Annotated in this window: 12 protein-coding genes; 4 read left to right on the plus strand and 8 right to left on the minus strand. The window is 38.6% G+C overall.

Going from position 1 to position 14,764, the window contains the following annotated elements; translation table 11 throughout:
- Nucleotides 1-27: 27 nt before the first annotated feature.
- Both AMET_RS15125 and AMET_RS15130 read right to left on the minus strand, forming a co-directional pair.
- On the minus strand, nucleotides 28-1,137 hold the full coding sequence (locus tag AMET_RS15125; protein WP_012064180.1) for a Ger(x)C family spore germination protein: 1,110 nt from the start codon (nucleotides 1,135-1,137) through the stop codon (nucleotides 28-30).
- Entirely contained in the window at nucleotides 1,134-2,564 is a 1,431-nt protein-coding gene (locus AMET_RS15130; RefSeq protein WP_330368767.1) for a spore germination protein, read from the minus strand. Before AMET_RS15130 ends, AMET_RS15125 begins: the two co-directional genes overlap by 4 nt.
- A gap of 111 nt (nucleotides 2,565-2,675) precedes the next feature.
- On the opposite strand from AMET_RS15130, the gene AMET_RS15135 reads away from it, so the two are divergent.
- A complete protein-coding gene (locus tag AMET_RS15135; protein ID WP_012064182.1) occupies nucleotides 2,676-3,758 on the plus strand; it encodes a GerAB/ArcD/ProY family transporter in 1,083 nt (360 codons plus the stop codon).
- Nucleotides 3,759-3,875: 117 nt separating this feature from the next.
- On the opposite strand, the gene AMET_RS15140 is transcribed toward AMET_RS15135, so the two are convergent.
- Nucleotides 3,876-4,838: a dipeptidase gene (locus tag AMET_RS15140; protein WP_012064183.1), complete on the minus strand. Its 963-nt coding sequence runs from the start codon at nucleotides 4,836-4,838 to the stop codon at nucleotides 3,876-3,878.
- 314 nt (nucleotides 4,839-5,152) lie between these two features.
- Between AMET_RS15140 and AMET_RS15145 the strand changes: the two genes are divergently transcribed.
- From AMET_RS15145 to AMET_RS15155, 3 genes are read left to right on the plus strand one after another with little or no spacing between them, the layout of a single operon-like run.
- Complete coding sequence (locus AMET_RS15145; RefSeq protein ID WP_012064184.1) at nucleotides 5,153-7,678, plus strand: FtsX-like permease family protein; 2,526 nt, start codon at nucleotides 5,153-5,155, stop codon at nucleotides 7,676-7,678.
- A gap of 13 nt (nucleotides 7,679-7,691) precedes the next feature.
- Entirely contained in the window at nucleotides 7,692-8,366 is a 675-nt protein-coding gene (locus AMET_RS15150) for an ABC transporter ATP-binding protein (protein WP_012064185.1), read from the plus strand.
- The gene (locus AMET_RS15155) at nucleotides 8,366-9,436 is read left to right on the plus strand and encodes an HlyD family secretion protein (RefSeq protein WP_242661305.1); all 1,071 of its coding nucleotides are present in this window, start codon (nucleotides 8,366-8,368) and stop codon (nucleotides 9,434-9,436) included. The genes AMET_RS15150 and AMET_RS15155 overlap by 1 nt, the downstream gene beginning before the upstream one ends.
- 103 nt (nucleotides 9,437-9,539) lie before the next feature.
- On the opposite strand, the gene AMET_RS15160 is transcribed toward AMET_RS15155, so the two are convergent.
- The 5 genes from AMET_RS15160 to AMET_RS15180 form a co-directional block, all read right to left on the minus strand.
- Nucleotides 9,540-10,271, minus strand: coding sequence for an MgtC/SapB family protein (locus AMET_RS15160; protein ID WP_012064187.1), 732 nt, complete (start codon nucleotides 10,269-10,271; stop codon nucleotides 9,540-9,542).
- Between the two features lie 137 nt (nucleotides 10,272-10,408).
- Entirely contained in the window at nucleotides 10,409-11,917 is a 1,509-nt protein-coding gene (locus AMET_RS15165) for a tripartite tricarboxylate transporter permease (protein WP_012064188.1), read from the minus strand.
- Nucleotides 11,918-11,937: 20 nt separating this feature from the next.
- Nucleotides 11,938-12,366 (minus strand): tripartite tricarboxylate transporter TctB family protein, encoded by a 429-nt coding sequence (locus tag AMET_RS15170; protein ID WP_012064189.1) that lies wholly within the window; start codon nucleotides 12,364-12,366, stop codon nucleotides 11,938-11,940.
- Nucleotides 12,367-12,474: 108 nt separating this feature from the next.
- Nucleotides 12,475-13,443, minus strand: coding sequence for a tripartite tricarboxylate transporter substrate binding protein (locus tag AMET_RS15175; protein WP_012064190.1), 969 nt, complete (start codon nucleotides 13,441-13,443; stop codon nucleotides 12,475-12,477).
- 111 nt (nucleotides 13,444-13,554) lie between these two features.
- Entirely contained in the window at nucleotides 13,555-14,541 is a 987-nt protein-coding gene (locus AMET_RS15180; RefSeq protein WP_012064191.1) for a tripartite tricarboxylate transporter substrate binding protein, read from the minus strand.
- Between the last annotated feature and the right edge of the window lie 223 nt (nucleotides 14,542-14,764).

Consider the following 14,764-nt stretch of genomic DNA (forward strand, 5'->3'; position numbering starts at 1 on the left):
GCAATCCTCCACTTTATTATTCATTACCTACCTAAAATCGTAGGTATTCATACTGCCTTCATTGTGTTGATTCACTTCGACTTCTAACTCGGTAATTGTAATGACGTTTTTCACATCCGCTCTAGGATATCTTCTATCGAAGGATTCTTGAATCCTAAAAATGTCCACGCCCATTTCTTGATATCGATCAAACAATTCATGAGTTTCCTTCTTCATTTTTTCAGCTGTATTCTTTTTAATTTCATCAATGATTTTCTCATCTAAGATTAGACTTTGCTCAGCTCCTGTAATTGTTGTTCTTATGTTCATTTGCTTTTTAAGATAAACTTTTTCTCCATCATAGGTTAACTCCGTCACTGTTTTACTCTTCAAAATGCCAAGGGTTAAGAGTTTATCCTCGTACTGGGGATGAGGAATATTCAATCTCCCTGCCCTGGCCTCATCCACTAGAAATGAATAGGACTGCATTTCTGTAAGGCCAATTTTAGAGACCATTTTATCGTCACGGAACACCGCAGCACCATATTTCGAAACTTTATCGTCCTCTAGATGCTTTTCCAATTGAAGGGCTGTCATGACCATCACGTTTCCCCCCATTCTCCTTTGATTTAAGACTTCATAGAGCTTTTTATGATCTACTGTGAGTCTTCTTAAGGGCCTATCAAATAAATCAAATAAGAATAATCCTAGATATTCATTTTGTTTAAGCTCTAGATTCAGTAATGCCACTGGATCACCAAAGTACACAGCCACATAGGGTCTCAAAAGTGCATCCTGATGCCTATGCATATAATCCAGAAAATCTCCTATGCCATAATGGGCCGCTCGCTCCGTAAAAATCCATGCTTTGTTTTGTGTATAGCTATATTGATGGGCTGCCACTTCCTCGAGCTTTTGAGCAACATCAGTAATGGTGGCACCCTCTTGACGTAACAGTATTCTTTGCCCTGATTCTGTATTGTCTTGGTTACTTCTAAAGGCATGAAACACTTCAAGATATAAAATTGGGTTTCCTTCCTCATCTACATCAACAATGATTGCAGTTGGAAACAGCATTCGATTTATATCGTTATAGCTATAGCAACCTCCCATTAGCAGGGTACTCATTAATACTATGATGATCATCAGTTTTTTCATCCTTGCTCATCCTCCTTCAGAATATTTCCAGATATATCATGGAGGTCATCACGAATAAAATGATCTTTAAAGCTGAACCTACTCAGGGTCCCAAGGGGATAAAGATACGGATAACCACAGCTTTCTAAGCTGGCAATATGAGAGCAGCATACAATAAATCCGGTGAAAAAACCTGGCAGTCCTAGAAATGCTGAAAATAGGAGCATTATATTAGACCATATTGTAATGGCTCCATATAGCTTGGGAATTAGAAACAAGGATATTGACGATAGGGCCACCACTAATACTGTAATTTCCGAGGCTAATCCAGATCTAATCGCTGCATCTCCTAGGATCAGTGCCCCCACAATACTAATGGCAGGACCAATTGCTTGGGGCAGCCTGATACCTGCTTCTCTTAATACTTGAAAAAAGAACATCATAACTAAGATTTCCACAACCGTGGGAAAAGGTACCCCTGCCCTCATTACACCCAATCGAAATACAAAAACCGAGGGAATTAAAGCAAAGTGATAGGTTGTTAAGGCTAAATAAAGTGACGGCAGTAATAGGGCGATGAGTAACGCTGCCCATCTAATGAGCCTAAAATAGTTTTGAGGATATTTGTTTAAGTAATAGTCATCGGCCATATTCAACTCTTCTATGAAAAAATGAGGCGCCGTAGCGACAAAAGGGCTACTATCTGCCAATATTGCCACCCTTCCCTCCATCACCTTATTCACTGCCACATCAGGCTTTTCCGTATATCCAATTGTGTCAAATGCAGTATTTTTCGCTTTCAGCTTCTCTTCTATGTAATTGGGATCTAATACGGCTTCTACATCAATACTTTCAAGCTGACTTCTCACAAACTCGATCAGTTGTTTTGGTGTTTTATTTTCAATATAAACTAAAATAACTGTGGTATTGCTTTGTTCTCCCAATAGTAATTTTTCAAACTTCAAATCCACATTCCTTATTTTCTTACGCATTAATGAGACGTTTTGGCTAATATTTTCTGTGAATCCTTCCCGAGGCCCCTTAATGACGACTTCTGTTGGGGGCTCTTCAATGGCCCTGGCATCATATGTACTGGCATCACAGCAAACAATGGTATCATTAAAGCTAAATAATAAAATGACATATCCCGATAATATACGGATAAGCATGATTTCCAGCGAATCAATGCGCTCCACCATGCAAGCGGATAAAATTTCACTTTCGATCTTCTCAACATCACAAGTCATCTTTTTAACTTGAATCAAGGGAGTAATGATGTATTCACTAATATAGCTAATATCACATAAATTACTCACATAGACAGCAGTAATACATCCTTCGCTTGTTTGGATTTGTCGATATACCAAGTCATAGTTATGACTTAATTTTTCCTCAATATATGCTATATTTTTTTCATATTTTGTCTTAGCTATATGTTTCTTGCTGATGGTCCCTCACCTCGAATTCATTTTTTCATCATGGTTAAGTATAGTATCTACCAACTTGGCAAAAATAACCTAATAATTAATCGTAAGTCTACAAACAGGAGGGCATCTTAAATGGATCAATTAAATTCTAAACATGTGGCTTTTTTTATTCTAGCCACCTCGGTTGTTTCTTTAAAAACCTACCCTACTATTTATACCATCAATGGAATGCGAGAGAGCTGGATCGCCATGATCATTGCTTCTCTTCTTATTTTCTTATATTTAGTCTTTGTTATACAAATATGTAATAAAAAAAATAACTATCATTTACCTAATATCTATACCTCAGCCCTAGGCAATCCCCTGGGGAAGTTCTTTATGCTTTTATTCATCGGGACACTGTTTTTAACATTAGTGGAAGGAGCCGCTGTGGAGGCCAACTCCATGCACAATCATATGTTAATTGATACCCCAGTATGGTACTTCATCATCTTTTTCATCGTCCCCACCCTTTATACCGTAAAGAAGGGACTTGCATCCATTATCATCGTCGTTGTCATCGGCATTGTTCTTGTGATGATTTCAGGCATTAATTTAGCCATTCTCACAGTGAAGTACAAAACATTTAGCTATTTGTTCCCTGTTTTCGAGCGTGGCATCAGCCTAGGATTTGTTCTATCAATCTTGCAAATTTTAGGGCTTTATGGTCATATTGCCATTGTATTTCCCTATTTATCTGAAGTCAAAAAGAAGAATAAGCTCTTAAAGCACGCTGTCATTGGACTTCTCATTGTCATTCAAATGCAAATTGTTTCATTGACAGGTCTCATTCAGACCTTTGATATTCACGTGGTGAATCAGATGAGCTATCCAAACCTACTACAAACCCAGCTAGTGACCCATTTTCGTTTTCTGGAATTTGGAGAGCTTTTCGTTATGCTTCAAATTATAGGGGGTTGGTATTTAAAATATGTCCTTGCCTTTTATGCGCTATTAAAGCTTTTAAAGGAGATGAAGCTTGAAAGTAAGTATCTGCCCTATATCATTACTGTTTTAGTGGGTGTGGCAGCTTTTTTTGCAGCCAATGACCTGTTTTCCCTCCGACATCTATTAAATTATTTTTCTTATATCTCTTTAATCAATTTTGTGGTGATTCCCTTTATCTGCTTTACAATCTATGCCTTTAAAGGACAAACTGCAAAGAGTAGTAGTTAACCCCCCCAATACAAATTCATGCACAAAAATACGACTCCTCAATTTCATAGGAGTCGTAATGTATTTTTTTAAGTTAAAGTTCCTAGGAGTAACAATCCTTGAAATTTAAATCCCATTTTAAATGGTTTCTTTGAAAACCCGCATCAGGTTTTCATAGGCTATCTTCCGTAGCATGGCCTCAGTGTATCCTCTCTCTTTGAGCACCTTGATTAGCTTAGGTACACAGGTGGTATCTTCAAATCCCTTTGTTTCTTTTTTAGGCTCATCTTCCTGTAACGTTTCGTCCTCTAAGAATTCACAAAAATCAAAGCCAAAGGCTATGTGTTCAATCCCCACAATATTCACAATGTATTCAACATGATCTGCTAGTTTTTCAATGGATGGATTTTCAGGATCCACTCCCTTGTTCCAGCTATTTAATCCAACGACACCACCGGATTGGGCAATGGCCTTCAACTGTTCATCCTGTAGATTTCTTGGATGGCCACATAGTTCATAGGCATTGGAGTGAGATGCAATAAAGGGCTTTTGAGCCACTTTAACCACATCCCAAAAACTCTTTTCATTTAAGTGGGATACATCTAATAGAATTCCCAAATCCTCCATTTTTTTAATGACTTCAATGCCTTTTTCCGTAATTCCACGTTGGTCATCTCCATCAATTCCTGTTGCCAGGGCATTTTCTTCATTCCATGTGAGCCCTGCATATCTAATCCCATATTGGTATAGGAGATATAAAAAGTCAATTTCCTCACCTAGACTGGCTAAGCCCTCCATGCCCAGAAGAACTGCCAGCTTATTTTCTCTTTCAGCCACTTCAAAATCATCGTATTTCTTTACAATATGCACCAAATCTTTTGCATCGTGTAACTCTTTAGCGGAGTACTTCAGCATTTCCAATGCTCTTAATTGAAAGCGATCCCCAGCTTCTGGTTCAACCCACAAAGCAAATACCGAAGCAAAAACCCCTCCCTTTTTCAACTTATCTATATGATGTGTTCTGAGTACTTCTTGTTCTCCAGCAATGCTCCTATCTACCACATTTAGTAAAATGTCTGAGTGTCCATCAAATATTTTCATGATCATGGTCCCCCTTTTAAATAATAATAATTGTCTATACCCAAAGCATTCTACACACAAAGTATAAACCCTTCTCTTATTTATACAATATTGTATTTTATATTTTGTATTTTGTATTTTTGTTATACTACGTATAAATATTCATCAATAAAAATACCCATAAATTCACTATTCTGGTAGACATTTCAGCAGGATCAGAGTAAAATAAAAATGAATATATAGGTAATATGCAACAGGATAAACCAGTGTTTGGTTACCTTTTTTTACTTATTTTTTGTAGATTTTGTAGATTCTAAGAATATGGTGGTGTAGCTGTGGGCATTATTGTGAAGTACATTCTTAAGAGCATCTTCGAGAAAAAATTCAGAACCTTTATTATTGTATTTTCTGTTACACTTTCGGCAGCACTTTTTTTTGCATCCAGCGGGATGTCAGGTACCATGAAAAGTATGTATGAGACACAATTTAAAATGCAAACAGGAAAAGCAGATCTCATCATCCATGCCAATCGACATTCTCCTTCTAGTTCCTTCAAACTGAGACCAGAACCAGTAGGTGGCGTCACCCTTTTAACAGGAGATGTATCTGCTTCTGGTAGCTATAAATTGCCCGAGGCTGAGGCTCAAGCAGTAAGAAAAAAGGCAGAAAACCTGCGAATCAGAGGCTTTGAAATGGATGAGCTTGAACAGCTTAATCCCATTGATTTCACTCAACATGCTGTTGGTCGAGATTTTCAAGGAAATCATATCATTCTTAGTACCCTATTTGCTGAAAAACATGGTTTTGCTGTTGGTGATCGCATTGACATCGAAATCAATGGTCACAATCGAATGTTGACTGTATGGGGAATATCAAGACCCACGGGTATTTTTCAACATACACCTCAATCAGATACTATGATGGCTGTGATGCCTAGGGATTCCCTTGCTTCCTTATTTGATATCAGGGGGCGGGTTCAAACAGCTTATGTCGTTCTTGATGATGAAGCCGAAATTCAATCTGTCCAAGAGTCACTCAGCATACTTTACCCAAGATATACTGTACGGGAGCCGTTTTCTGCTGAAGAACTAGAGAACTATTTACAGTTCATCGTTGTTCCTTTATTTATGATGACGACAATGGTACTGTTCATTAGTATCTTTATTATTTATTCTACCTTTAAAGTGATTGCCGTAGAGCGTCTCCCGGTGATTGGCACCTTCCGAAGCATTGGCGCCACCAAGCGGATGACCGATACTGTCTTAATCGGTGAGAGTTTGACCTACGGTCTCTTAGGTGGTGTATTGGGCAACTTTGTAGGGATTGGCATCCTATATCTGATCACCAGAATGATGGCATCGGATCCCTATAGTGGACAAATGAATGTGGCAATAGAATTTAGTTTTAGCCATATGTTAATTGCCTTTCTACTAGCCATCGGTGTGGCTTTGATCAGTTCATGGATTCCCATTAGCAAAGCATCAAAAATTCCTATAAAGGATCTGGTATTGAATACAACCCAAGGAAAATCAGGTAAAAAAACATGGAAAACAATTACTGCAGTTCTATTGTTCACCCTTGCCATCCTATTGCCTAGGGTTGCCCCTAAATCCTTGGCATTGGCTATCAATGTGTTTAGTCTCCTGGTTTCAACAATGGCAGTGATTATGTTTGTACCTTTCATTACAAAAGTTTTCTTAAAGGTTTTTGAAAGACTTTACGGTTTTATCTTTGGAAACGAAGGTATCTTGGCTGTGAAGAACTTAAATGGTAATAAGAACATATTAAATAACATCTCTCTCCTAGCCATCGGGATCTCAACGCTTCTCATGATCAATACCATTAGCCACAGTGTTGGCATCGAAGTCATCAGTGCTTACAATGACTGGAAGTTTGAGATTATGGTTGGTTTGAATGATGCTGATAGAAATGCAGAGCAAGTCCTTCGTAGTATAGAGGGTGTCTCAGGAACCTACGGCGCCTTTGAATCCTGGGAAGGTATCAACGTGGTAGATACCTCCTATAGAGTTGAATACCTCCAAGGAGTAGATATTACCAAATACAGGGATTATGTGACTTTTCGTTTGGATGGAGATGCAAATCCTGACGAAACCTTCAGAAATTTAGATGAAGCAAGAAATATTATGGTGGCTAACATGGCCAAGGAACACCTAGATTTGGAGATCGGCGACCCCCTTACCCTTGAAATGACAAGTGGTAATAAAACCTATCGTATCATTGGTTTTTATGATTCTATTATGCAAAATGGAAGTAACATGATAATTTCCCAAAAATATTATAAAATGGATATGGAGCAATCCAACTATAATCGTTTTTATATTAGAACCTCAAAAGATCCTGATGAGGTCATGGCGTCCATTCAAGATAGGTTTATGAGACGAGGGGTGTGGGGCGACACCATTGCCAACATGGAGCAACGTAATTACGACTCTAATAATCAGTTTATGATCATACTACAGGCCTTTTCTGTCATTGCTATGCTCATTGGTATCTTTGGTATTTTCAATAACTATATGATTAGCTTTATAGAGCGAAAGCGTTCTATTGCAATCCTCCGTTCCGTGGGCCTTAGTAGAAAGCAGACCCTCAAAATGATTATGATAGAAGCCCTTACCGGTGGCTGTATTGGGGGGATCATGGGAATCATTGGAGGTACCCTGATGTTATCTCCTGTGCCCCATTTGATGCAAGCAATTGGTGTGCCCTTAGCGCTACACTATTCATGGAGTTTCTTTATCAATTCCCTTATGGGCGGTATTATCATCGCAGTATTGGCTTCAATCAGTCCTGCATCTAAAACATCTAAGCTGAATATTATTGACGCCATTAAATACGAGTAATCGAGGTGGATTTATGCAAACAATGATTCAATCAGTCGAATTATATAAAAGTTTTATCTTAGGAACCATTTCAGTTGAGGTTTTAAAAGACATTAATCTGTCTATAACTAAAGGTGAATTCATTACAATCATGGGTCCTTCAGGCTCTGGTAAAAGCACATTATTGTATCTCATGGGAGGCTTGGATAAGCCTACCACAGGAAAAATCATCATCAATGGTCAGGATATTTCCACCTTATCCGATCAAAAACAAAGTGTTATGAGGCGTAGAGAAGTGGGATTTGTTTTTCAGTTTTACAATCTAGTTCCCAATCTAACAGTAGAAGAAAATATCATGCTCCCCATTTTGTTAGATGGTAAAAAGACCAAGAACTATCGGGAAAAGCTAGATGAAATTCTTGATATTGTAGAATTATCTGACCGAAAAACCCATACCCCTCGGGAGCTATCAGGTGGACAACAGCAGCGTGTGGCCATCGCCCGGGCACTGATCAATGAACCCGATATCATTTTAGCTGATGAGCCCACGGGAAATCTAGATAGCAAAACCACTGAGGAAGTAATGAAATTATTACAGCGGATCAACGAAGAAAAAGGAAAGACCATTGTACAGGTGAGTCACTCCTTAGAAACTGCAAAATATAGTAATCGAATTATCAATGTAAAAGATGGGAAGGTGTGGGAGTAGTGAAAACAATCAAAAAAATGACCTTAGTAATATCCATTGTCTTTTTAGGATTTCTAATGGTAGCCTGCAGTAAAGATGAAGAAATATCTAATGTGGAAGAAGTTGATTTATCTCATGAATTAAAAATAATAGAGGCATTTGGATTAATTAAAGCAGAGGAATCAAAAGATATAATCATTGATTTTCCAGCTGTGGTTCAGGAGGTCCTCGTCAAAGACGGTCAGCATATAGGTTTCCATACCCCCATTTTAACCTTAGACCTATCCGAGTATCAGTCACAAATAACCGATAAGAAGAATGACTTGAATATTGCAAAATTAGAACACCAGCGGCTAAATAAAGGCCTTCAGGGACTTACCTTAGAAAACAGAGAACCAGAGATTGACAAGCTCATAAATGACTTAGACTTTTCAAAGAAGTTGTATGGGCAAGCCCTTGAGGACCTGCACTCCAAAGAAAAACTATATGAAGCAGGAGCCATCTCTCAGGAATCTCTTGATCAATTCAAAAGAAGCGTGGATGAAGCCAAGAAAAATGTTGACTCCAGTGAATACGAACTGCAGTTGAGCGCTAGTAGACATGATAGAGAGCTAGAACAGTTCCGCCTCAAACAGGATACCGAAAGTGACCAAGTTGGGATTCAAAGAGAGCGCATCCGCCAGATTGAAAACAATCTATCAGCTTTAAATGATAGGCTTAACAAATCATATATGATAGGAAATCAAATTGTTTCCGAATTTGAATCCGCTGCAGTTCATGATATTACATACGCTTCAGGACATATGACAGACACCGAAAGAAAAGCCTTCAGTATTATCAATCTAGAGAATTTAATTGTGGAAGCCAATGTGGTGGAGGAATTTATTCGAGACGTACACCAAGGGGCATCTGTTAGAATCGTACCCATTGCCGATCGGACACGGGAGTATGAAGGCACCGTCTTTTATATTTCTCAAATGGCGTTCCCTAGTAATGGAGAAACCGTCATCCCAGTTAGGATTTCCATAGACAATCTCGATTCATTCCTTCTGCCTAACTACAATGTTGATGTGTATATTAAAGTTAAATAACACCGTTGAATTTTAAAAAGGTATTGACAGTCAATTGACCGTCAATACCTTCTTTCACCTTCTTTAATTATTGGCATCAGAAATTCATCTGAATCATAGGATTTTATATGTTTAAATTTGTATGATATTCTTTTCTAAGCATATCAGATTCCCACATTGCCTGTTCAACACCCTTTATCTGGCATATTTCATTAAAAAAGCTATCCTTGGTAAATTTAGATGGGAGTTTTACCATAAATCGCACTTCAATCCTATACCCTTCTTCATTTTCATCATCTTCTTCTTCATCTTCTGCAATGACTTTAATGTCTCGAATAGCGATGTGATTTCTTCCTAAAACATGACCTATATCTCCTATCAATCCTGGTCTTTCTATACACTGTAAAATCAATGATCTATATTTCTTTTTGAAGAGTTTTTTTTCGATTGCACCTAGGCTTTTCAATGTAAATAGTACAATAACTGCAGTTGTTATGCCGCCTACATAGTATCCATTTCCTATGGCCAGTCCAATCCCACCACACACCCATATGCTGGCTGCAGTAGTCAGTCCTCTGATATTACTTCCTGTACGCAAAATTGTCCCGGCACCTAAAAATCCAATTCCACTCACGACTTGAGCTGCCAGACGAGCAGGATCTCCACCCTGTCCGCCAACCCCTAATCCGTCAAATCCATACATTGAAATTAACATAATGAGGGTGGATCCTAAGGTGACTAAGACGTGGGTTCTGAGACCAGCAGGTCGATTGCTTGCTTCTCTTTCCATCCCAACCAGTCCTCCTGTTATAGCAGAAAGAACCAATCTGAGAATCGTTTCCCATGTACTTATCAAATGTCCCACCTCCTTTTATACAGTCTTCCTAGAGTATAAAAATCCCACCTCTATGCATACGTGCAGGTGGGATTTCATCATCAGAGGAAGTGTTTTCCTTTACACTCCCTCTATTTCAACTTACTGATACGATTTCGTTATTTACTTTTTTCAGCCTTTGGCTTGGCTGCTTTTCCTTCAGCCAACTTTTCCATCAACATAGGTGAAAACAATGAAACCAAACTCATGACGATTAGTACCCAACTCACTGTACTAGAGAAAAATGCACCATAGCTCCCTCGGCTTAATATCAAGGTTCTTCTTAGGCCAGATTCCCCGATAGGGCCTAGTATCAATGCCAGTACCATGGCTGCTGGATTTAGATCCAGTTTTTTGACAAAGTAGCCAATAATACCGAAAATCAGCATAACCCACACATCAAATATTCGATTATAAATAGAGTAGGATCCGATCACACTTAACCCAAAGACAATTGGAATTAATATACTGTCTTTCACGGATGCAACCTTTGCAAAGTGTTTTCCTGCTAATAGCCCTACGATCAACATAAATATATTTACAATTGCAAAACCAGCAAAGAATGTATAGGTAATCTTAGCATGGGAAGTAAACAATTCAGGACCCGATCTCATTCCTTGAATAATCAATCCACCTAGTAAAATAGCGGTTACACTATTCCCTGGAATTCCCAAGGTCAGGGTTGGAATTAATGATCCTCCAGTTACCGCATTGTTAGCTGCTTCTGCCCCTGCAATCCCTTCAATACTTCCATGTCCAAACTCTTCCTTATTCTTTGAAAAACGTTTTGCTTCATTGTAGCCCATATAGGCTGCAATGGTTCCACCAGCACCAGGTAAAATCCCTGTCACGGTACCGATTACTGTTGAACGTAAACATGTAGGCATAATTCGTTTAATTTCTGCCCAGCTGAGCATAACCCGATCTTCTAAATCCTTAGCTTTTCTTTTATCCTTAATCTTTTCTTCTGCCATGATCAACACCTGTGACATTGAAAATAACCCAATTAACATTGCGGTAAAGGGAACACCATCCAGTAGATATCGTACTCCAAAGGTAAACCGTGCGACACCTGTAATAGGGTCCATTCCAACAGTGGAAATCGCTAACCCGATGACTCCGGATAGTAACCCCTTTATAATGGATTTGGAACTCACCCCAGCGATGATGGTTAATCCAAATATCGATAACCAAAAGTACTCAGATGGACCAAAGCTTAGTGCTAGTTTAGCCAATGGTGGAGATAATAAATACAGGGCGATGGTACTCAAAATTCCTCCAATAAAAGAAGCAATCGTCGCTGTCCCTAGTGCTTTTCCAGCTTGCCCTTTAAGGGTGAGCTGGTATCCATCAATGGCAGTAGCTGCTGCTGAAGAAGTTCCTGGAGTGTGTAGTAAAATCGCCGAGATCGATCCTCCATAAATGGCACCACAATAAACTCCTGCCAAAGCAATCAGCGCTGTATCAGCTGGCATACCAAATGTTACTGGTATTAGTAATGCCACCCCCATTGCTGCAGATAATCCCGGTAAAGCCCCTACTAATATACCAGCAGAAACACTTAGTAATGCTGCTATTAAATTAATCCAGTTCAGCGCATTACCCAAACCAAATAATATATCACTCACTGAATACACCTCTTCCTAAATTAAATGATAAGTCCCTGAGGTAGTCGAACCTTTAATAGTATTTTGAACAAAACGAATATGAATCCACAAAAACCTACGCTAATCATTAATAGCTTTGTTTTTTCTACCTTTAATCCAAATAACACAACGATAAAGTATAAGAATGTTGCCACAAAATATCCTAATACATTAATCAGTGCTACGTAACCACAAGAAGTGGCAGTGATAAATGCCAACTGCTTAATTTCTACACCTTGAAACATTGGTTTTTCCTCAACCGCACTATTTCTATAGGCATTGATTAAAAACACTATGGACAAACCTGCCAACATGATTGTTATAAAAAGCGGATAAAAGGCAGCATCCTTAGGTAATTGACTGGTTAAATAGTAGAATATAGCTGTAAATACCAGCAGTACCCACCCTAGTTTTTGATCCATCGTTTTCATATGAATACCTCCATATTTCTACAATAATTGCATTGCAATCAGTTATATTAGTATTGAACTAATGGGATAGACCTAAATCCATCCCATTACTTCTCTAGTAAAGCCCTATTAGAATCCAATCATAGGCTTAACTTCTTGTAAATAGACAGCTTCATTTTCGATATATCTTTGTAATTCTTCAGGTCCCATATACATAATAGGTAGGTTTGCTTCATTTGCCTTATTTAAATGTTCTTCACTCTGAATGGCATTTTTGAATAGCTCTTGTAGCGTTTCCATAATTTCATCCGGAGTGTCCTTTGGTGCCATTAATGCTCTTGCTGAACCAAATAAAATTTCAAATCCTTTTTCTGTCAAAGTTGGTACCTCAGAGAATTCATCTAATCTTTGTTCTGTAAAAGAAGCTAATATTCTTAACTCTCCTCCATTAACAAGATCAGCGACTTCACTAATTTTCGCTACTGACGCATCCACATGTGAGCCTCTAAGGGCTGCTAGCATGTTGCTTGTTCCATCAAATGGTGCATGAATCAATTCAATTCCTGCTTCATATTCAAAGTGAGCTGCACCAATGTGGTTTGAAGCACCAGCACCGTTGTTAGACACAGATATGCTTCCAGGATCCGCCTTAGCATCCTCAATGAAGTCCTCTAATGTTTCCCATTGACTGCTTGCTTGCACCACTAGCACACCAGGATCATATACATGGTTTCCAATTGGTATTAGATCATCTACGGCATATTGTGTTTCTCTATCCATAGGTAAGCTAACGTAGGTAGGTAGATTGATGAAACCAATTGTGTATCCATCTGGATCCGCTTTGGCTAGCTCAGTGTAACCAATTTCGCCCCCAGCACCTTCGATATTTTGGATAACCAACGGCTGAGCAAAGTCTTTTTCAGCTACAGAAGTTAAAAGTCTTGCTCCTACATCAGTACCTCCACCGGCTGCATAAGCTACAATAACGTCTACGGGTTTTGTAGGATACTCTCCGGCAGGTGCGCCACTGTCTTGGGCACATCCAGCTACAGTCAATATCAACAATACGGATAAGATAATCATTAGTGATTTTTTCATTGTTCTCCCCCTTACTTTTTTTACCAATTTACTTGGCTTCTTACTTATTAATATACCTTCACCTATATTTAATGGCGATAGATATTTAATAACCAGTTAATGTGTAATCGCCTACAATCCAATCTTAGGTATAATGTTACTTAAGCTTTCTTCACTCTGCTCAATATACCTCTGTAGTTCTAATGGAGACATGTATTTAATCGGAAGATTGGCTTCCTTTGCCTGGGTTATGTGTTCCTCATTCTCCATTGCCTTTTTAAATGCCATATGCAATATATCAACGATTTCTTCTGGGGTGCCCTTTGGTACAGCCAAGGCCCTAGCTGAACCGAAGGAAATAGGATAGCCCTTTTCCTGTAGTGTCGGTACATCAAAAAATCCTTCTAAGCGATTTTCGGTAAAGGTAGCCAGCATTCTCAACTCACCACTTTCAATATGACTAGCGACTTCGCTCACCTTAGCCACGGTTGCTTTTACATGTCCATATCGCAAGGCCCTTAGCATATCTGCTGTTCCTCCAAAGGGTACGTGAGTTACGTCTATGTTTGCTTCATAGGCCAATTGTGCAGCAGCAATGTGGTTTGAAGCCCCTCTACCATTATTTGAGATGGTCATGTCTAAAGGATTTGCTTTACTGTATTGGATCAATTCCTCTATTGTTTTCCATTGACTATGCTTACTTACTACAATGACTGCAGGATCATATACATAATTCATAATCGGTATGATCGATTCTTTAGAATAGACTGTATCTCGCTCCATGCTTAGGCTTAAAAATGTAGGTAAATTGATAAATCCCACGGTGTACCCATTGGCATTAGCCATGGTCAATTGCTTAAAGCCTAATTCACCATCCCCACCTTGAATGTTTTTAACAACAATAGGCTGACCTAAATAGCTTTCAGCTGCTGCCGCCAAAATTCGAGCCCCAACATCGGTTCCGCCACCTTCTTTATAAGCAACGAGCATTTGTATAGATTGGTCTGGATACTTAGATATGAACTGATCCTTTCTGTGCTTAGAAATATTTTCATAGCCTCCAAAAAGAAGCGCCAGTGTTACCAATACCCCCGTACCTATGATTACTTTCTTATTCATAAGAGGCTCCTCCTATGTCCATTGCTTCTTTGGAATAAAACGATTGTACCATTATATTGTTAGTATAACGTTAATATAAGGTTAATATAACGTTAATATAGTGTTGGAATTGTGTTAAGATTGTGTTAAGATAACTAGATTATAACATTGGTTTCTATAGTGTGCAATCGTTTTCTGACAATTATAGCGTAAATTATTTCATTTTACATAGAAAGAGTCCATG

The sequence above is a fragment of the Alkaliphilus metalliredigens QYMF genome (assembly GCF_000016985.1).
In the GTDB taxonomy this organism is placed as follows: Bacteria; Bacillota; Clostridia; order Peptostreptococcales; family Natronincolaceae; genus Alkaliphilus_A; species Alkaliphilus_A metalliredigens.

Excerpts from the sequence above, each read along its gene's own strand:
- AMET_RS15180 (WP_012064191.1), bottom strand. The coding sequence starts at position 14,541 with ATGAATAAGAAAGTAATCATAGGTACGGGGGTATTGGTAACACTGGCG.
- AMET_RS15135 (WP_012064182.1), top strand. The coding sequence starts at position 2,676 with ATGGATCAATTAAATTCTAAACATGTGGCTTTTTTTATTCTAGCCACC.
- AMET_RS15175 (WP_012064190.1), bottom strand. The coding sequence starts at position 13,443 with ATGAAAAAATCACTAATGATTATCTTATCCGTATTGTTGATATTGACT.
- AMET_RS15170 (WP_012064189.1), bottom strand. The coding sequence starts at position 12,366 with ATGAAAACGATGGATCAAAAACTAGGGTGGGTACTGCTGGTATTTACA.
- AMET_RS15140 (WP_012064183.1), bottom strand. The coding sequence starts at position 4,838 with ATGAAAATATTTGATGGACACTCAGACATTTTACTAAATGTGGTAGAT.
- AMET_RS15125 (WP_012064180.1), bottom strand. The coding sequence starts at position 1,137 with ATGAAAAAACTGATGATCATCATAGTATTAATGAGTACCCTGCTAATG.
- AMET_RS15150 (WP_012064185.1), top strand. The coding sequence starts at position 7,692 with ATGCAAACAATGATTCAATCAGTCGAATTATATAAAAGTTTTATCTTA.